General features: G+C 39.4%; 18 protein-coding genes. 9 read left to right on the forward strand and 9 right to left on the reverse strand.

The features are described from left to right. Positions 1 to 271: 271 nt before the first annotated feature. The 3 genes from CHB66_RS14580 to dnaA all read left to right on the forward strand — a co-directional run bounded on the left by CHB66_RS14580 (position 272) and on the right by dnaA (position 3,470). Positions 272 to 1,024: a 5'-nucleotidase C-terminal domain-containing protein gene (locus tag CHB66_RS14580; RefSeq protein ID WP_089242156.1), complete on the forward strand. Its 753-nt coding sequence runs from the start codon at positions 272 to 274 to the stop codon at positions 1,022 to 1,024. A gap of 1 nt (position 1,025) precedes the next feature. Beyond that, complete coding sequence (locus CHB66_RS14585) at positions 1,026 to 1,922, forward strand: bifunctional metallophosphatase/5'-nucleotidase (RefSeq protein WP_089242157.1); 897 nt, start codon at positions 1,026 to 1,028, stop codon at positions 1,920 to 1,922. A gap of 117 nt (positions 1,923 to 2,039) precedes the next feature. Next, the gene (dnaA, locus tag CHB66_RS14590; protein ID WP_089242158.1) at positions 2,040 to 3,470 is read left to right on the forward strand and encodes a chromosomal replication initiator protein DnaA; all 1,431 of its coding nucleotides are present in this window, start codon (positions 2,040 to 2,042) and stop codon (positions 3,468 to 3,470) included. A 14-nt stretch (positions 3,471 to 3,484) separates the two neighbouring features. Here dnaA and meaB read toward each other — a convergent pair whose 3' ends face one another. Both meaB and CHB66_RS14600 read right to left on the reverse strand, forming a co-directional pair. Then, on the reverse strand, positions 3,485 to 4,489 hold the full coding sequence (gene meaB, locus CHB66_RS14595) for a methylmalonyl Co-A mutase-associated GTPase MeaB (protein ID WP_089242159.1): 1,005 nt from the start codon (positions 4,487 to 4,489) through the stop codon (positions 3,485 to 3,487). A 10-nt stretch (positions 4,490 to 4,499) separates the two neighbouring features. Beyond that, complete coding sequence (locus CHB66_RS14600) at positions 4,500 to 4,910, reverse strand: hypothetical protein (protein WP_089242160.1); 411 nt, start codon at positions 4,908 to 4,910, stop codon at positions 4,500 to 4,502. A 52-nt stretch (positions 4,911 to 4,962) separates the two neighbouring features. Between CHB66_RS14600 and CHB66_RS14605 the strand changes: the two genes are divergently transcribed. The 3 genes from CHB66_RS14605 to CHB66_RS14615 are packed head-to-tail and all read left to right on the forward strand — an operon-like array spanning position 4,963 to position 6,615. After that, complete coding sequence (locus CHB66_RS14605) at positions 4,963 to 5,505, forward strand: CopD family protein (RefSeq protein ID WP_089242161.1); 543 nt, start codon at positions 4,963 to 4,965, stop codon at positions 5,503 to 5,505. A gap of 57 nt (positions 5,506 to 5,562) precedes the next feature. After that, the gene (locus tag CHB66_RS14610) at positions 5,563 to 6,171 is read left to right on the forward strand and encodes an SCO family protein (RefSeq protein ID WP_245812745.1); all 609 of its coding nucleotides are present in this window, start codon (positions 5,563 to 5,565) and stop codon (positions 6,169 to 6,171) included. Continuing rightward, the gene (locus CHB66_RS14615) at positions 6,172 to 6,615 is read left to right on the forward strand and encodes a c-type cytochrome (protein WP_089242163.1); all 444 of its coding nucleotides are present in this window, start codon (positions 6,172 to 6,174) and stop codon (positions 6,613 to 6,615) included. A gap of 1 nt (position 6,616) precedes the next feature. Here CHB66_RS14615 and CHB66_RS14620 read toward each other — a convergent pair whose 3' ends face one another. Both CHB66_RS14620 and CHB66_RS14625 read right to left on the reverse strand, forming a co-directional pair. Beyond that, on the reverse strand, positions 6,617 to 7,048 hold the full coding sequence (locus CHB66_RS14620; protein ID WP_089242164.1) for a hypothetical protein: 432 nt from the start codon (positions 7,046 to 7,048) through the stop codon (positions 6,617 to 6,619). Between the two features lie 54 nt (positions 7,049 to 7,102). Further along, the gene (locus CHB66_RS14625; RefSeq protein WP_089242165.1) at positions 7,103 to 7,516 is read right to left on the reverse strand and encodes a MerC domain-containing protein; all 414 of its coding nucleotides are present in this window, start codon (positions 7,514 to 7,516) and stop codon (positions 7,103 to 7,105) included. Positions 7,517 to 7,571: 55 nt separating this feature from the next. Here CHB66_RS14625 and CHB66_RS14630 point away from each other — a divergent pair, with 55 nt between their 5' ends. Next, a complete protein-coding gene (locus CHB66_RS14630) occupies positions 7,572 to 8,396 on the forward strand; it encodes an aminotransferase class IV (protein WP_089242166.1) in 825 nt (274 codons plus the stop codon). A gap of 175 nt (positions 8,397 to 8,571) precedes the next feature. On the opposite strand, the gene CHB66_RS14635 is transcribed toward CHB66_RS14630, so the two are convergent. The 5 genes from CHB66_RS14635 to CHB66_RS14655 are packed head-to-tail and all read right to left on the reverse strand — an operon-like array spanning position 8,572 to position 15,573. Beyond that, positions 8,572 to 9,009 (reverse strand): hypothetical protein, encoded by a 438-nt coding sequence (locus tag CHB66_RS14635; RefSeq protein WP_089242167.1) that lies wholly within the window; start codon positions 9,007 to 9,009, stop codon positions 8,572 to 8,574. Positions 9,010 to 9,058: 49 nt separating this feature from the next. Next, on the reverse strand, positions 9,059 to 10,282 hold the full coding sequence (locus CHB66_RS14640) for an ABC transporter permease (RefSeq protein ID WP_089242168.1): 1,224 nt from the start codon (positions 10,280 to 10,282) through the stop codon (positions 9,059 to 9,061). Beyond that, a complete protein-coding gene (locus CHB66_RS14645; RefSeq protein WP_089242169.1) occupies positions 10,279 to 10,911 on the reverse strand; it encodes an ABC transporter ATP-binding protein in 633 nt (210 codons plus the stop codon). Before CHB66_RS14645 ends, CHB66_RS14640 begins: the two co-directional genes overlap by 4 nt. A gap of 2 nt (positions 10,912 to 10,913) precedes the next feature. Continuing rightward, entirely contained in the window at positions 10,914 to 12,092 is a 1,179-nt protein-coding gene (locus CHB66_RS14650) for a hybrid sensor histidine kinase/response regulator (protein WP_089242170.1), read from the reverse strand. Between the two features lie 52 nt (positions 12,093 to 12,144). Further along, positions 12,145 to 15,573, reverse strand: coding sequence for an ATP-binding protein (locus CHB66_RS14655; RefSeq protein WP_089242171.1), 3,429 nt, complete (start codon positions 15,571 to 15,573; stop codon positions 12,145 to 12,147). Positions 15,574 to 15,703: 130 nt separating this feature from the next. Here CHB66_RS14655 and sucD point away from each other — a divergent pair, with 130 nt between their 5' ends. After that, positions 15,704 to 16,585, forward strand: a complete 882-nt coding sequence (sucD, locus tag CHB66_RS14660; RefSeq protein WP_089242172.1) for a succinate--CoA ligase subunit alpha — start codon at positions 15,704 to 15,706, stop codon at positions 16,583 to 16,585. 324 nt (positions 16,586 to 16,909) lie between these two features. Continuing rightward, a complete protein-coding gene (nhaA, locus tag CHB66_RS14665; protein ID WP_089242173.1) occupies positions 16,910 to 18,274 on the forward strand; it encodes a Na+/H+ antiporter NhaA in 1,365 nt (454 codons plus the stop codon). The last annotated feature ends 44 nt before the right edge of the window (positions 18,275 to 18,318 follow it).

Consider the following 18,318-nt stretch of genomic DNA (forward strand, 5'->3'; position numbering starts at 1 on the left):
GTTACCTTTTAAAGCGTAGATGTCAAAAAGTTTTGTATGTAGAGGTTTTATTCCAAATTTGGCCTTATCAATGCTTGGCTATTAATTTCAATTTCTTATCATCAATTAAGATGCTAAGCTCCTCGTTAGAAATTTCATCAAGAGATAATTTCCCCAATGGCCATACAATTCTATTGAACAAAATCAAAATATTATTTATCTTCTAAATATGGGATCATTTTTGGGTTTAGCATATCTTTGATCAGTATATTTTCACAATTGATCCAATCCAATGCGCAATATCCTTCAGAAAATCATCAACAGCTCTTTTTCACTGGCTTTAGCATTTTTTGTCGCTTGTAGCCCTCAGGTGGGGCATCAATTTACCGGTGGCTTTATCGCCAATGACCTAGAAATCATGGCTGACCCAGAATTGACCAAAATGGTCAGCCCTTATAAGGCAAAGATGGAAGCGGAAATGAGCAGCATCATCGGTCAGTCCACAAAGGCGCTCACAAGAGGCCGTGGGGAGTCATTACTTGGGAATTTTGTAGCTGACCTACAGAGAGCATATGCGGAGCAGGAATTTGGAATCAACATTGATATTTCCATCATCAACAATGGCGGCATGCGCAATGACCTCCCCGAAGGAGACATCACCTTGGGTAATATCTACGAGCTTTCACCCTTTGACAATTACTTGGTGATATTAGAACTGACTGCCAAGGATGTACAAAAGCTTGCGGAATTCATGGCTGCAAGGAAAAACATGGCCGTCAGCGGCATGGAAATCATCGGCGAAGGCAACCAAGTCCAATCCTTCAAGGTCAATGGACAAGCATTGGATACCAACAGAGTATATCTCCTAGCCATCAATGACTACCTCGCCAACGGAGGGGACAACATGGACTTTCTAACTGACTTGCATATCAAGGAAAATACAGACCTGCTTCTGAGAGACATGCTAATACAGATGATCAAAGCGAAGACTACTCGAGGGGAAAAACTTGACGCTCAAATCGAAGGAAGACAAAAATACAACTAAGATGCAAAGAAGAGATTTTATAAAGCATAGTTTACTAACAGGCCTAGGACTCAGCTTGGCTAATCCAATTTTGGCATTGGACAGCTTTCCAGCCAAATCCTCTCGCTTGTGCATTTTGCATACCAATGACATGCATTCTCGCATCGATCCATTTCCCAATGATGGTAGCAGAAATGCTGGCCAGGGTGGAATGACCAAGCTAGCCTCTTTGATCAAAAAGATCAGAAATGAGGAGGACAACATCCTGCTATTGGATTCTGGAGATTTTTTCCAAGGCACTCCTTACTTCAATGTCTATGGAGGAGAACTGGAACTCAAGCTGATGTCTGAGATGGGTTATGATGCCAGTACGCTAGGGAATCATGAATTTGACAATGGGCTGGAAGGCATCGCCAATCAACTGGAACATGCCAAATTCGAAATTTTATCTTCCAATTATGATTTCAGGGAAACGATTCTGAAAGGTGCCTTTAAACCCTACAAGGTATACAATAAGTCAGGTTTGAAAATTGGCGTATTTGCCCTTGGCATCAAGCTGGAAGGACTTGTGGGAGCTAAAAACTACGGCAATACCAAGTACCTAGACCCTGCAGGAAAGGCACAAGAAATGATTCAAGAACTCAAAAAAAAGAAATGTGATTTGATCATTTGCCTTTCACACTTAGGCTATTCGAGTGATGTCAGACTAGCGGAGCAAATATCAGGAATTAACTTGATCCTTGGTGGACATAGCCATACCTTTTTGGATGAACCAAATTTGCTCAAAAATGCCGAGGGACACCAAACAATCATCAATCAAGTTGGCACTGCGGCCTTGAGATTAGGGAAAATAGATTTTGAGTTTTCAAAGAATCAGCAAACTTCCTTTGCCTCAGCGAGAAATCTAAAGGTTTATTAGAAAGTCAAGCGGAAAATGATTTTTTATTTAAATATATTTTCCCCAAATTTGATGCCCCTCGAATTGAGCAAGGAGGGTTTTCTATCTTTTAAAACTAATGTTATTTTATCGGTATAAATGAGTTCAGAGGCTAATGCAGTATGGAAGGAATGTTTGCGTGTCATCGAGCAACATGTAAATGAACAAAGTTTTTCAACTTGGTTCAAACCTATCAATCCTGTTAGATTAGAAGGAAGTAGCCTGACGATACAGGTACCGAGTCAATTTTTTTACGAATGGCTAGAGGATAATTATGTAGAGGTGCTCAAGCTAGCCATCAAAACAACCCTAGGTGCCGGCGGTAGATTAGAATATGCCGTAGTAGTAGACCGAGGTAATTCGCAGAATCAACCCTACATGGTCAGCTACCCTCAAGGCAATGCTTCTGCGGCTGCCAAGAAAGCAAACATGAATGGGACACCACAAGAAAGTCGCAGCCCATTCGAGATGCAGTCTTTAGACAGCGACATGCTCTTGCAATCCAATCTCAACCCGAATTATTCATTTAATACTTACATAGAGGGAGACTGTAATAGACTAGCCCGATCGGCTGGTTTTGCAGTAGCTACTAAGCCCGGCATCACTTCTTTCAACCCACTGATGGTCTATGGAGGTGTAGGATTAGGTAAAACACACCTGGTACAGGCCATAGGGAACGAAATCAAAAATGGCCCTGAAGATAAGTTTGTACTTTATGTTTCCTCTGAGAAATTTGTCAACCAATTCATGGATTCCATTAAGGATGGTAATGTAAAGAGCTTCACCAATTTCTACATGCAAGTAGATGTATTGATCATTGATGATATTCAATTCCTAGCTGGAAAAGATAGGACTCAGGAGATGTTTTTCCATATCTTCAATCACCTGCATCAGAATAAGAAACAAATCATCATGACCTCTGACTGTCCTCCTAGGGACCTCAAAGGACTTGAAGAAAGGTTGCTCTCCAGATTCAAATGGGGCTTGACTGCTGATTTGCAGATGCCTGATTTTGAAACTAGGGTAGCTATCATCAAAAGGAAAATGCAGTCAGAAGGGATTTACATTCCTGATGATGTGATCGAATATTTGGCCTACACAGTAGACACCAATGTGAGAGAACTAGAAGGAGTCATGATCTCCTTGATCGCGCATGCTTCTCTTAATAGAGTCGAGATTGACCTGACACTAGCGAAGACGATTATGAAAAACATCGTCAAAGACATAGAAACAGAAGTTGGTATTGATTTCATTCAAAAAACTGTCTCTGACTATTTTGAGATTAAACTTGATGACCTTAAAGCTAAAACCAGGAAAAAGGAAATCGTGACAGCAAGGCAGGTAGCGATGTACTTCTCCAAAGAGTTTACAAACCATTCCTTAAAGTCTATTGGTTATCATTTTGGAGGAAGAGATCATAGTACAGTAATTCACGCCATACAAACTGTCAATGACCTGATGGAAACAGATACTGCTTTCAGAAACTCGGTGAATGAATTGAAGAAAAAATTCAAAATGCGATCTTATTAAAAGGTCGCATTTTTTTATTTTGGCTTGATTTGATTCATAAATAACTGAACTAATGCTCTTGCTTTTTTGATTGCAGAAACTTTCCCTGATTTGATATCAGCCAAAGATTCATTCAAATCCTCTTTGATGGCCATATCATTGTAAAAATTGGTCTCTAGCAAGTACTTCACATGTTCTTGCATCCAATTAGCCCGCTGCTCAGCACGGTTAAATTCAAAAAACCCATTTCTAGAAACCAGATCTCGATATTTCTGAATCATCTGCCAGATTTCGGGCAAGCCTTCTCCACTTAACCCTGAGCAAGTTGTTACTTTGGGGTACCATGAACTCTCCTTGGCTGGGAACAGATGAAGGGCATTGGCATACTCCCTCTTAGCACGCTTTGCCGTCTCTTTATTTTCCCCGTCTGCCTTGTTGATTACCAAAGCATCACACATTTCTATGATACCTTTTTTGATACCTTGCAATTCATCTCCTGCACCTGCTAGCATCAAGAGCAGAAAAAAATCAACCATACCCTTGACCGCTATCTCAGACTGGCCAACACCCACTGTTTCGATAAATACCACATCAAAACCTGCTGCTTCACATAGCAACATGGCTTCTCGAGTCCTGGCACTTACACCACCTAGCGTGGTACCAGAAGGGCTTGGCCTGATATAGGCGCGCTTGTCAATAGATAGCTTCTCCATTCTGGTTTTATCGCCTAGAATGCTCCCTCGGCTCGATTGACTACTGGGATCTACAGCAAGCACTGCCAGCTTATAACCTTGCTCAATGACAAGCCAACCAAACTTCTCGATAAAAGTACTCTTGCCAACCCCTGGGACTCCTGTGATTCCAATTCTGATTGACTTGCCTGCGTGTGGCAATACTGCGTCCATCACCTCTTCTGCCAAAACTTGATCTGTGGACAAAGCACTCTCCACCAGGGTAATCGCCTGACTCAAAATCACCCGATCGCCTCTCAATACACCATCGATGTAAGCCTGTGCTGAAAGTCTATTTCTCTTTCTCAATCTTGACTAATTAATAATTTATAAAAGGGAATCGAGTAAACTTTACTCCTCCCATGGCTGATTTCTCATAACTGCCCACACAATATTGCTGATACTCCTCCGAGAAATATGGTGCTTTTGGGAAAGTTTCACTTGGCGTCTTTGCTCTATCTATAAAGAAAAAAACCTTCGTATTTCCATATTTGGTATGGGGCATATAGTCTCCATATTGCTCTAGGCTGTTCCAGAGTGTATCAGTGGCATATACTGCATACACCCTGATTACTGGCCCAGTATTGTTTTCATTTCTGTAAAATGCCATCTCTTCAAAATCGATTTCTAAATCTTTGATTCCCGGCTGGGTAAATGATTCCTTGACAATCCAAATCATCACCAAGGCTACTCCAAGGATCAAAACATAAAATAGATAGGATGAGCGCATGTTCATAGAGACTTTTACATTTAAAGCCTTAATTTAGCAGAAAAAAAGTATAATGGCCTTCGAATACATCAAAGCTCTTCATATCATTTTTATTGTCACCTGGTTTGCTGGCTTATTTTATATAGTAAGACTTTTCATTTATCAGGCTGAAGCTTGGGAAAAACCCGAACAGGAACGAAAAATTCTGATTCCACAATTGAATCTAATGGCTAATCGTCTTTGGTATATCATCACCTGGCCATCAGCTATTTTGACTTTAATTTTCGGTTTCTGGGTACTTTCTTACAGATGGGGGTACATGCAGCTTGGATTCATGCATGCTAAGTTGGCTTTTGTATTCTTATTGTACTTATATCACTTTTATTGTCAAAAGATTTACAAAGATTTGCAAAATGGCAAATCTAACTGGACCTCTACACAGTTAAGAGTATGGAACGAAGTCGCTACGGTGCTACTGTTTGCCATAGTCTTCTTAATAGTCTTAAAAAGCTTGATCAGCGTGGTATGGGGAATTGTAGGCTTATTTGCTCTTAGCCTATTCATGATGCTGGGGATCAAGTTTTATAAAAAAGTCAGAGAAAAAAAGAATTTATAAATTATGCTTACACTTATCAAAACACTCAAATCTATTGCTATCATCACTGTATTAGGAATGGTTTGGGTAAGTTGCTCACAAAAAGCAGAAGACCACAACACAAATCTACCAATATTAGGAAATTGGCATGTGAATGAAATAGAGTTGGAAGGAAAATTAATTCAAGACACCATCTATCATAAGATTGCCAACTTTTCATTTACCAATCAAGAAGGTAGAGAAATAAGCAATTATACTACGGATGGCAAAGTCTATGTGGCTGACTTTTTCTTTACTACCTGCCCTACAATTTGCCCGATCATGAAAACTCAGATGCTGCGTGTTTACGAAGAGTTTAAAGATGAGGAACAGTTTATGATTCTAAGTCATACCTTAGATCCAGAGCATGATACTGAGGAACTTCTAAAAGAGTTTGCAGAGAAAATAGGGGTAAATGATGATCAGACTTGGCAGTTTCTCACAGGAGACCAAGAGAAAATCTTTGAAATCGGTCAGACGAGCTATTTGACAACTGCCATGGAAGACAAAAATGAACCAGGAGGAATTCTTCATTCAGGTGCATTTGTGTTGATAGATCAAAAAGGTAGAATCAGGGGAGTATATGATGGCACTAAGGAAGACCAAGTCAATAGATTGATGCGTGACATTCCCAAACTTCTGAGGTAAATGAAACTAAATTTAGGGATAACTATATCTTTTTTGATCCTGACGGCAACGTCTTGTGGGACAGAAAAAGATCCACTAGACAAGGGACTTTCAGACATCAAAGACTCCAAAGTCATGCAGTATGCTATCGAAGGAAAAATACTTTATGAGAACTACTGTGCCAACTGTCATCAGACGGATGGAATTGGTCTTGGAAAATTGATCCCTCCACTTCGTGGCTCTGACTACATGCTTGAGGACATTGGCAGAACTGTACATATCATCAAATACGGTCTAAAGGGAGAAATCATAGTAAATGATCAAAAATACAATCAACCTATGCCTGCCAATCCACAACTGACCAATATGGAAATTGCGCAAATTGTGACTTACCTGTACAATATCTGGGGGAGCAACAAAGGTGTAATAGATAGTAAAGAGATAGAAAACTACTTAACTAAGTAGATCAATACTTTCCCAATTCTGAATTTGCCTTCTCTATCGCTGAGGTGATGTCATCATGAACTTTTTGAACCATTTCCCTCTGTTCCAAAAGATAGATTTCAACCTCTTCCTCACTCATATCATCTGTGCTTTGCTTGAATTGACGCATCCACACAAACATCCCATCAAAAGCTTCGTCCAATTGCTTAGCCAATAGTATCAACTCCTGTACTTTTTGAGTATTGTCTGATTCCGAAGAACTTTTCAATTCATCTGCCTTAGCTACTATTTCTTTCCTGAGGGATTTCAGGTCACCCATAAATGGCATCACCTCATCATGAATCTGAATGACCTCAGCTCTAAGTCGCTGATTAGCTTCCTCTTTGCTTTCATCACAAGAGAAAAGAAATAGAAATATTGCGAATACCGAAAAACTCTTAAAAACTGTCTTCATTTTCTTTGGTTGATCAACACTACAAAGAAAATTTAATTTGACTTAAAAAAGAAATTATTTCACAATAACATTACATTTCCTATGAAATTTCCAGTTTACAATATGAATAATAACCAAAGCAACAGAAGCCACCAAAGAAACAAAAATCATCCAGCTAAACACATCATGTAATAGAACTCCCACAGAAAAAATTGTCACAGCAACCCAAAGTGCTATTTTTATATGCTTAGATTGCGTACTTTTAACAGCGCTTATCACGGCCCAAATTGCCAAAGCAACGAAAAGAAAATCCATCCAATGCCAATGTACATGAGCATGGTCATGACCTGCATGATCATCATGTCCAAATATAAAACCTGCCGAGATCAAGACTGGAAAAGCCAAGCAATGGATCAGGCAAAGGACTGAAGCTGATATTCCTAATAAATCAGCAGATTGAGAGGAAATTCTTTTTATAATTTGCAACATAATTGCAAATATAGATATTTATTCGTTAGACTTACAAAAACTTAATACATATTTCATGAAACCGTTCTGTTTTGCTAAAAACCAAATAATCGATGCTCAATCAGCTAATGTGCATCCTATGGATATAGGTTTGATCAGAGGCTACGGGATTTTTGATTTTTTTCGTACTTCTAATTATACCCCTTTATTTTTATCTGACTACTTGGACAGGTTTATCAGATCTGCATCCAAAACCCATCTTCAGCTCAATTATGACAAATCCACACTCTCTGATATCATTCACCAATTGATTGGAAAAAACGATCTTAAAAATGGAGGAATCAGAATGCTATTGACTGGAGGGGTGTCAGAAAATCATTTTTCGCCTGGGAAAGGTGAATTATTTATTTTCTGTGAAGACCTGATATTTCCTTCTTCAGAAAAATACAATAATGGCGTAAAGCTTCTCAGCGCGGAGCATGTTAGGGCGATAGCCGACATCAAGACTACCAATTATGCCTTTCCAGTATGGTTGAGCGCAGATTGGAAAGCAAAGGGTGCAGAAGATGTGATTTATCATCAGAATGGCATTATATCCGAGAGTTCTCGTAGCAATATTTTTGTCATCAAAGGTGGAGCTATCAGCACCCCTGACGAACATATCCTGCATGGAATTACTCGGAAGCGTGTGCTTGAGCTAGCACCTGATACAAGGATTAGAAAAGTGTCCTTTGAGGAATTATTGACAGCTGACGAGGCTTTTATCACAAGTACTACCAAAAAAATCCTCCCTATCACATCAGTCGATAATCAAAAAATAGGTTCAGGTCTAGTAGGCCCTATCACCAAACAGTTGATGACCGAGTTTCAGTCCATGGAGAAGCAAATTGTCTCTAAATAAAAAAACCTGCTGATTTGTGATGTGCCCCCAAAAAGTTAGGCACTTATTGGGGGCATTTCATTGAGCAGCAGTTTTTTTTTATTTAGTATGATTTTCCTCTTTCAGACAAGTAATCATTTACAGTAATGTAGAATCCTTACAGTGGTCAGCTGACTGTCGACCGTTGACTAATTAATCAATTCAAAATCTCAGCATCAACCACGATATACATGAGTTTTTCTGGATCTTTATCATTGAGTGTAAGTTTTCCTCTTACACGAACCCTCTTGGAGGTGTACTTGATAGGATTCTTCATCATTACCTCCATGACTGTCTCAGGTCCACCAGACCCACAAAAGAAGCATTCCGCCAATGGAAGTGAAGAAAGAATGATATGCTCAGGCTTGAACATCCCCTCAAATGGAATGATATAGCCATCTGCCTCCACCACTTTGCCTTCTAATTTTTTGATTTTATCACTGAATACAGGAATGTATAGTTCTCCAAAATCATCTTCTCCAATTTTGTAAGTTACCTCTGAAAGGTCTCTCCATACGTTATTAGAAGTCTGTGCATAGGTCATCGCAGATACGAAGACCAAAGCAAATATGAATAAGGTTCTCTTCAATTTCATTTTTATAATTTTAATCTCTTACAGGTTGACAATTTGAAATTTTTGTGATTTAAGATTTTGTAAGTTGTTTTGCAATATCTGTTTGATATGCGGTCCAAGCTGGAATCAATGAGGCTATAAAACCTACTGCTATCGCATAACCGATGATGTATAACTCTTCTCGCAAGAATACCGCCGCAGATAATCCGCTGATTGCTCCTTGTTCATTTTGCATAACGAGAACCGCTAAGAAAAGGTGCCCGATAGCAATTCCTAACAACGCACCAATGAAAGTAAGAATAATCCCTTCCAAAACGATATGAATAAATAGCTGAAGGCTAGAAGCGCCCAATGTTCTCATCACTGCGAGATCATATTTTCTTTCTTTGAGTGAATTGAACAGTGCGATAAATATTCCCAAGCCAGCAATCACAATAATTGCAAAGGCTAAACCTTGAATCAACTTAACTCCCACACCTAGCAACTCAAATAGCCTAGAGATCTCGAAAGATGGCGAGGCTGCCTGCATGGATGTTCTGCTATTGATAAATCTAGGCAACTGTACAGCGGCCATGGGATTGCGATACTGGAGCAATAATGAAGTTACCTCCCTATCTTCATCAGCTGGAGGAAACCCAGAAGTGGTCACATCTGCTTCAAACTTATCATGATCGTGACCTTCATCGTGGGAATACCATACAGACTCGATGCTAGTTAAGATCAGGTTATCTAGCACATTGCTACTCTTAGCTAGGATACCGGTGATTTTGTAAGGATGCTCATCATGCTCATGGCTACTGCTCCCAATTCCATGTGAACCAATAAATGAATCTCCAACTTTTAGGTTGAGCTTTTCAGCCACAACAGCCCCCAAGACTACATCGAATGGTTTTCTCCACACTTCACCCATCTCGATTTCAGCTTTATAAAGCTCAAGGTAATCGTGGTTTGTCCCTACGATGCGGTATCCCTGATAGTTATCCCCCATCCCCAAAGGAATGATGTTTTTCACAAGTCGATTTCTAGAAAGTGACTGTGCCTCTTCCATGTCAATGTTCCCTGTAGGATAATCAATGTGGTACACACTTGACAAAATCAATTGAAGTGGACTCCCTTTGGCACCTACCACCAAATCTATGCCCTCTGCATCTTTGGTCATCTTATTTTCAAACTGGTCTTGGATCAAAATCAAAACAGTGATAATGGCTAGACCCAATGCCAATAGTAAGATATTCAACCCTGTATTCAATGGTTTTGCAACAAGGTATTTCCAGCTTAGTTTGAGCATATTCATGATTTACCTCCCATGATTATGTGGTTAGAAATATGATCTTTTACCCTTTGGTCATGGGTCACAATAATTAGCGCTGCATTGAATTTTTGTGCTTGCTCTTGAAGCAGTTTAATTACAATGGCAGCATTCTCATCGTCTAGACTTGCCGTGGGTTCATCTGCTAAGATCAACTGAGGATGATTGGCTAGGGCTCTGGCAATGGAAACGCGCTGAGCTTCTCCTTCGCTGAGGGTGGTTACTTTTGATTTCCGCTTATTATAGATTCCAAGTTCTTTTAACAGCTCAAGGTTTCTTTCACCTTTGGCTCCAACAAAATAATTAGCCAGTCTCAAATTATCCTCCACTGTCAATGGTGCAAGTATATGAGGCTTTTGAAAAACTATACCGATATGCTTGCCTCTAAACTTATCGAGTTTGGCTCCACTCAGTTGGTTGACCAATGTATCTCCAAGCTTCACTTCACCAGAATCTGGCTTAAGTAATCCTCCCAATATATTGAGAATGGTTGTTTTTCCACTTCCTGATTTACCTAGAATCAAAAGTTGTTCTCCAGCCTTTAGGTTGATATCAGGAATCTGAAAACTGTTTTGAGCGTCGTATTGAAATTTAATATTCTTTACAGATAACATATTTATTTTTTATATGGAATGGTCACAAAGAAGGTAGTCCCCTTCCCCGCGTCACTTACAAAACTGATTTCGCCTTTGAGCACATCAACACATTTTTTGACGATAGAAAGGCCTAATCCTGATCCTTCGATGATGCCAACATTTTTTGCTCTAAAGAAACGGTCAAACAATTGATCATGTTCGGCTTTTGGTATACCTATTCCTTGATCTATGATTTCTGCTTTGATAAACCCTCCTTCTTCCCAAATTTTAAAATCTACTTTTTGTCCATCTTTCGAGTACTTGACCGCATTAGACAAAAGGTTCTCAAATATCTGATAGAGCAAATCTACATCAGAAGTGATGGTTTTGGGGATTTTACCGATTTCAAGATTGACCTTCACGTCATGCTCAGCTCCAGCTTTCACCACATCTACTACTTCATTGATAAAAGCTGCAGTAAACATTTTCTTTGGGTTGTAATCAATCTTATTGGCATCAGCTTTCCCAAAGAACAACACTGAGGTCAATAAACTATTCAAACTCCTTACTGAATTTTCAATTTTAGAAGCATGCTTCATGATTTTTGTTTTCAATGGATGCTCCTTATCAGCATACATCTGTAGCAACTGAGCAGAACTCAAAATAGAAGTCAAGGGGGTCTTAAACCCATGCGATACATTGAGAACAATTCTTGATTTGAGTTCTCCTATTTCCCGTTCCTTTTCCAATGCCCTAGTCAGCTCCTTGTTTGCTTCATGAAGGTCAGCTGTTCTTTGTCTGACTTTTTCCTCTAGTTCATTGTTGAGCTTTTGGAGCTCCTTTTCTTTTCGGTCTTTGAAGATGGCTAACTCTATCACCATGTTCAATTCTCTGATGTTAAATGGCTTGATCACATAAGCACTAGGGTTGGTTCCTACTACTTTAGTCAAGGTTTCAGCATCCGAACTGGCACTCAAGTAGACAACAGGTATATCGTATTTCTCGTTGATGATTTCGGTTGTCTTTATTCCATCTAACTCCCCTGCCAAATTGATATCCATCATAACGATATCTGCAGGGTGCTCCTCTAATATCTCCAGCGCCTTCTCGCCCGAGTCTGAAATGCCGATAATTTGATGATTGTTTTTTTCTAATGCTTTCTTTAGCAAAAGTGCAGAGACATGGTCGTCTTCTGTAATTAAGATCCTTAATGGAAACATAAATCGGTGGTTAATGCATGTGCAAATTACAAGATTAAATCATTTACTAAAATCAAATTTTGCTCAATGGCAAGACTACTTTTACATGAGTCCCATTTCCTTTGATACTTTCTATCTGAATTTCCCCACCTAATAGATCTATTAAATTTTTGGTTATAGCCAAACCTAGGCCTGTGCCTTCGTATTTTCTACCATAACCCTCACTTTCTTGTTCAAATGGTCTGAACAATTTGGTCATAAACTCTTCACTCATCCCGATCCCCATATCCTTAACTTCAAGGTGTAATTTGTCTGCTATTCTCTCAATTTTGACATTGATCAAGCCTTCATTTGAATACTTGATTGCATTACCTACTAAATTATTAATAATCATTTCTAGGTAGCGCTGATCAATAAAGGCGACAAATGGTTTAGTCTCATATTTTGCAGACAAAAGAAGTTCCTTTTTCATTGCCAATGTTTTCAATGGCAGTAAAATTTTACCAACAAAATCATTCACATTGGTTTCCTTTAGAAATACTTCAAACTTATTGGCTTCGATTTTTGAAAGGTCAAGAATGCCATTAATGGTTTCCAGAAGTCGCTCACCTGATTCTTTGATGATTTCAAGCTCAGAAATCAATCCTTTTTCATGCCCCCACTTGTCCATAATATTTTCTGTCCCTCCTAAAATCCCGTTGAGTGGAGTTCTTATTTCATGACTCATATTAGAAAGGAAATTTGTTTTTAACCTATTAGCCTCCTCTGCTTTTTCTTTTGCCATTTTAAGGCTTTCTTCATATTGCTTCTTTTCTGTGACATCTCTGAATACCGAAAGGATAACTGATTTGCCTTGAAAACTTGTTTTCAATCTAGCTACATAAAGTTCTATAAATTTCACTCCATTCTTGAAAGGCATCTCCATTTCAAGGGTAATACCTATTTCTTCTGAGTTCCCGATTTTTCCCAACACCAATTCTCTTTGTTGAAAATAATAATCAGGGTCAGCATACATGTCTTTTATTTCAAGTTGCTCTAACTGCTCTTTTTCCATTCCAGTCAAAATCGCCAAACTTGGATTGACTGTCAGGATTTTTCCCCCTTCTACTGAAAGCATCAAACCATCAGCTGAACTGTTCCATACATTTCTAAACTGATTTTCATTGACAAAAGCTTCTTTAATTTTTTCATCAATTGTTTGCTTGAGTAGATTCTGCTTGCGCCATTGATTCATTAAGGCATTAAGTAAAAAGCCTATTCCTGCAAAAATTAATAACAAAAGTATCACAAACCAAGTCTGCAAATAAATTGGTTTCAAAATCCTAAAAGACCTACTTGATACGATTTCAGATTCATACTGTCCTCCCAAGCTCGCTTGCAACTGTAACACATACTCTCCTGGGGGAAGATTATTGAAAACTAGGGTGTTTACTCTGGGATTAATGATTTGTTGCCATTCCTCGTGATAGCCCAGCAATTTGTAGTTGACAATCAAATCAGAAAACTGGAGAAAACTGATCGCTCTGTATGTCACTTCAATGGAATTGTTTTCAAATGCAATTCTATCCAAATTTACTTCTCGAATGTTTTTATTAAGTAAGCTGATATTTAGAATTTCTGTAGCTGGGGTGAAATCCCTTTTCTCATCCTCTTCTGGGAAAAATACCGAAAGTCCTCTTTGCGTACCAATTAGCACCGCGCCGTCCTCAGCTTCAATCAAAGCACCTCTGTTTACTTCTGAGCCCACTAAACCACTGCTTTCGTCAAATTTCCTGATTGATTCCTCTTCGACCAAAAACACACCTTGATCCGTCCCTGCCCAAATCCTATTGCTTGAGTCCAATAGCAATGCATATACAGGCCTTCTGATAGCCTGGCCGTTTTTTTCAAAGAGCTTGACCTGCCCATTTTCATATATTTTGAGACCTGTCTCAGTACCTAGATAAAGCTTGCCCTCATGTTCCAAGTAATCAAAACCAATGACATTGATAAAATTAGGAGTCTCGAAAAAGATTTCTTGGACAAAAACATTCCCACCTTGTAGAAATATATACCGGCCATCATTGAGTCTACCTACTTTTCTCAGAAAAACCTCCTCTTGACTCAATCGGGTCAATATCATTTCAGTGATATCATTCTCAAAGTGTCCTGATCGTTTGTTGATATCTGAAAGGTATACTTTATCCCTACTGACCACAATCAAGGTATCGCCGATAGCTTCGACTGCGGTCACAAATTTATCCAAAGGGCTTTCTTCAAAGATCAGGCTGCCCGATTGTGGGTTATATCTACCTATCCCTGCAAGATTAGAGGAAATCCATACCACCCCATTCTTGTCCATAGAGAAATTAGTCACTCTATTTCTAGGCTGACCTACAAGTGCCTCCTCATGCTTGAGTTTGATAAAAGTACCTTGGTCAAATAATTGCAAACCATTATTGAAACCCAATAGATATTTTTCAGATGCAAGTTTGATTATTGCAGTGACTTCATCTTCCAAAAAGGAACGAGAATCATAATTTAAAAATAAAAGAGAATTGATATTGACCAAACCACGGTGTGTGCCTATCCACGCAATTCCCTCTCGGTCTACAAATGACGCATAGATATTGTAGGACTTTACTGCTTCTGCTGCACTAATTTCCTGAATGTTCCCATTCTCAGGGTTATACTTATGAAGTTGTGAATTATAGAAATAATAGACTTTTGCATTTTCAACCTGAAGCGCACTATAATCCACTGCACTGTAGATATTTCTTACGAAATCTTGATGAATTATTTCCTCAACTTCAAGAAATTCCTTCCCTCTAGCCAAAAAGTCTTTTCCTAAATAATAATACTCCTTTCTGATTGGACAATACTTGACATAAAGAACTTGAGAGGGAAGAGCTATGCCAGTTGGGGTAACTTCTACTAACAGCGTCCCCTCAACTGTGAAAGTTTTTTCCTCAAAAAACAAATAAGATTTACCATTGTGAAAGCTTGCCGAAACCATCCCGCCAAAAGTCTGAAATGGATGTCTTATTTCTTGCCAGTGATTTGACGAGACATTATAAGTCCAAAGGGCATCTGCGAAGATCGCATGATAATATTTTTGATTGCCATTGCCTACAACAGCAAAGTCCAAGTAAGTACGATTCAATTTGCTGATTTCTTCGGGGAAGGTCAGCTCTCCCCATTTCCCTTTCAAATAAAAAAAGGCTTTTTGCTCTTTGAGCTGATTGGATATCCAAACTATTCCCTCTTGATCTTTGAAAAGCCTTGTCTTATTTGTCATTTTCAATGAAATCGAATCAGGAATAGGGAAAGTGCTAAACCCATCAGACTTAAAAACACCATCAGAGGTATTGAACCACATCAGTCCCTCGTCATCTTGGAGGATCCCATTGACATTAGAAGTAGGCAACTCTACTCCTTTGATCTGTCTATTGAATTGAAATGACTGACCAAAGGTAAATTGGACGGTAAAGAAAATAAAAATTAAGGGATAGAATTTTTTCATAATAGGCGTTAAGCACCGTCTAAAATAGAAAAAGATATGCAGAGTGTAAATTAAATGGATAATGTTTGAGAATTCTTTTTATCTAAGGGCTTATTCTTTTATTTTTGTGACGAACTTTAAAAATCGCAACATGAGTGTTTTAGTTAATAAGAATTCAAAAGTGATTGTGCAGGGGTTTACTGGATCTGAAGGTTCATTCCACGCACAACAAATGATAGAGTACGGAACCAATGTAGTGGGAGGTGTTACTCCAAGCAAAGGCGGTTCAACCCACTTGGAGAGACCAGTGTTCAATTCTGTTGAAGAAGCTGTTCAAAAAACAGGTGCAGATACCTCTATCATTTTTGTTCCACCGGCATTTGCTGCTGACGCTATCATGGAAGCTGCGGATGCAGGTATCAAGGTAATCATTGCCATCACTGAGGGAATTCCTGTAGCAGACATGTTGAAAGCTAAGCCTTATATCAAAGAAAGAGGTGCTACTTTGATTGGTCCAAACTGTCCAGGTGTCATTACTCCAGGTGAGGCAAAAGTAGGCATCATGCCAGGATTTGTATTCAAGCCAGGAAGAATCGGTATCGTTTCCAAATCAGGGACTTTGACTTATGAAGCGGCTGATCAAGTAGCTAAAGCAGGCTTGGGTGTGTCTACGGCTATCGGAATCGGTGGAGATCCTATCATCGGAACTTCTACCAAAGAAGCTGTACAGTTGCTCATGGAAGATCCTGAAACAGATGCAATCGTGATGATTGGTGAAATCGGCGGTAATTACGAAGCTGAAGCTGCTAAGTGGATCAGAGAAAATGGCAATAAAAAGCCTGTTGTTGGATTCATCGCAGGACAAACAGCACCTCCAGGTAGAAGAATGGGGCATGCTGGTGCGATCGTAGGTGGTGCTGATGATACCGCTGAAGCGAAAATGAGAATCATGAGAGAAAATGGTATTCACGTAGCTGATTCACCAGCTGAAATCGGTGCTGTAATGGCCAAAGCTCTTGGTGTAGAAGCTTAATATAATGAACATAATAAAGTTTTATAGATTCTAAGAATCAATTCAAAAGCCGCTCACGATACCATCGTACAGCGGCTTTTAATTTTAAGCCTGTTTTTTATTTTATGCTGTCTATATAATAATTCAGCCCTATTTTTTTGCACTTCAAATCAAAAGCTATTCGTATTTGCTTTCTTTAAGCTAGGAGTTTTTTAGCTAGTTCAAACCCCAAAATTCTGTTAAATCATTCATTCTTGTCGAAGAAGCTTCTATCCTTTTCTAAATTTTGCCCGTATGATTTTGCTCAAGAAGACCTTGATATAGTAGCACTTAAAGCCCACAGATATGACAGCTGCCTCACTCACTTACAACATGCTCAACCCCATGATGCGGTTTATCAAAAAGAGTACTTTCAGCTCTTTCTTACTTTTTTTCTCTGCTGCATTGGCATTAATTCTAGCCAATAGCCCAGCCAATGCTTACACACAATGGTTTTTGAGTCAAAATATCGGATTTACAATAGGCAGCTTCACTGTGGAAAAATCACTACTTCTTTGGATCAATGATGGCTTGATGTCAATATTCTTCTTCGTAGTGGGACTAGAACTCAAGAGAGAAATTATGGCTGGAGAACTATCTGTTCCCAAAAATGTCCTTATGCCCATCGTGGGTGCTGTTGGGGGCATGCTATTTCCTGCCTTGATTTACATAGCCATCAATTCAGGCGGCTCTGTTGAGGTCATGAGAGGATGGGGAATTCCTATGGCTACAGATATCGCTTTTGCACTCGGGGTCTTGTATCTCCTCGGTCCAAAAGTACCCATTCAACTCAAAGTTTTCCTCACTGCACTTGCCATCATAGATGATTTGGGAGCAGTGATGATTGTTGCACTCTTTTATACTTCTGAGATATCTTTAGTCAATTTGACTATCGGCGCCATCATTCTTTGCATGATGTTCACGCTCAACAAACTAGGAGTAAGAAGGGTGTTGATTTTTGCACTGCTAGGCATTGGTGGTGTATGGTTAGCGACGCTTTTATCAGGAGTGCATGCAACGATAGCTGCAGTCTTGGCTGCATTTGCCATTCCTGCAGATAGACGAATTGATAAAACTAATTACCTCAACGCAATCAGTCAGCTTACCACCAAATTCAAAACGGCTAACAAAGCCAAGCAGGAAAAATACCTCCTCTCCAACGAAGAAGAGAATATCATTGGGGAAATTAAACGCATCTCCAAAGCTTCTATCTCTCCACTTCAGCGATTGGAAAGAAACATGCATGGACTAGTAATTTTCTTTGTCATGCCGGTTTTTGCTTTGGCCAATGCAGGTGTCGTCATTGACAGCAACTGGATGCAGATGATCAGCAGCTCAGTGGCACTGGGAGTTGGACTTGGGTTAGTGTTGGGGAAAATCCTAGGTATATATGGGCTCGCCATGCTTGGCTTGAAGCTGAGATGGTTTGGCATGCCTCAAGGCTTGAATCAGGCCATGTTACTGGGTATTTCCTGTCTTGCCGCTATTGGGTTTACCATGTCACTATTCATCAATGCCCTGGCCTTCAATGACCCAATCTATGTAGAGCAAGCCAAAATGGGGATACTCTCTGCATCTTTGATTTCAGGAACATTGGGATACTTTATCCTTAAAAAAACCATCAACAACAGGAACAAAAATAACTCGGATCAAAAAAACAGTGAGGTATAAAGAACAAAAGCTGCTCGGGGTGTCCCAAGCAGCTTCTCTACGCT

This window comes from Belliella buryatensis (assembly GCF_900188245.1).
GTDB lineage: Bacteria > Bacteroidota > Bacteroidia > Cytophagales > Cyclobacteriaceae > Belliella > Belliella buryatensis.

Excerpts from the sequence above, each read along its gene's own strand:
- CHB66_RS14580 (WP_089242156.1), top strand. The coding sequence starts at position 272 with ATGCGCAATATCCTTCAGAAAATCATCAACAGCTCTTTTTCACTGGCT.
- CHB66_RS14585 (WP_089242157.1), top strand. The coding sequence starts at position 1,026 with ATGCAAAGAAGAGATTTTATAAAGCATAGTTTACTAACAGGCCTAGGA.
- dnaA (WP_089242158.1), top strand. The coding sequence starts at position 2,040 with ATGAGTTCAGAGGCTAATGCAGTATGGAAGGAATGTTTGCGTGTCATC.
- CHB66_RS14600 (WP_089242160.1), bottom strand. The coding sequence starts at position 4,910 with ATGCGCTCATCCTATCTATTTTATGTTTTGATCCTTGGAGTAGCCTTG.
- CHB66_RS14605 (WP_089242161.1), top strand. The coding sequence starts at position 4,963 with ATGGCCTTCGAATACATCAAAGCTCTTCATATCATTTTTATTGTCACC.
- CHB66_RS14610 (WP_245812745.1), top strand. The coding sequence starts at position 5,563 with ATGGTTTGGGTAAGTTGCTCACAAAAAGCAGAAGACCACAACACAAAT.
- CHB66_RS14615 (WP_089242163.1), top strand. The coding sequence starts at position 6,172 with ATGAAACTAAATTTAGGGATAACTATATCTTTTTTGATCCTGACGGCA.
- CHB66_RS14620 (WP_089242164.1), bottom strand. The coding sequence starts at position 7,048 with ATGAAGACAGTTTTTAAGAGTTTTTCGGTATTCGCAATATTTCTATTT.
- CHB66_RS14625 (WP_089242165.1), bottom strand. The coding sequence starts at position 7,516 with ATGTTGCAAATTATAAAAAGAATTTCCTCTCAATCTGCTGATTTATTA.
- CHB66_RS14630 (WP_089242166.1), top strand. The coding sequence starts at position 7,572 with ATGAAACCGTTCTGTTTTGCTAAAAACCAAATAATCGATGCTCAATCA.
- CHB66_RS14635 (WP_089242167.1), bottom strand. The coding sequence starts at position 9,009 with ATGAAATTGAAGAGAACCTTATTCATATTTGCTTTGGTCTTCGTATCT.
- CHB66_RS14640 (WP_089242168.1), bottom strand. The coding sequence starts at position 10,282 with ATGAATATGCTCAAACTAAGCTGGAAATACCTTGTTGCAAAACCATTG.
- CHB66_RS14645 (WP_089242169.1), bottom strand. The coding sequence starts at position 10,911 with ATGTTATCTGTAAAGAATATTAAATTTCAATACGACGCTCAAAACAGT.
- CHB66_RS14650 (WP_089242170.1), bottom strand. The coding sequence starts at position 12,092 with ATGTTTCCATTAAGGATCTTAATTACAGAAGACGACCATGTCTCTGCA.
- CHB66_RS14655 (WP_089242171.1), bottom strand. The coding sequence starts at position 15,573 with ATGAAAAAATTCTATCCCTTAATTTTTATTTTCTTTACCGTCCAATTT.
- sucD (WP_089242172.1), top strand. The coding sequence starts at position 15,704 with ATGAGTGTTTTAGTTAATAAGAATTCAAAAGTGATTGTGCAGGGGTTT.
- nhaA (WP_089242173.1), top strand. The coding sequence starts at position 16,910 with ATGACAGCTGCCTCACTCACTTACAACATGCTCAACCCCATGATGCGG.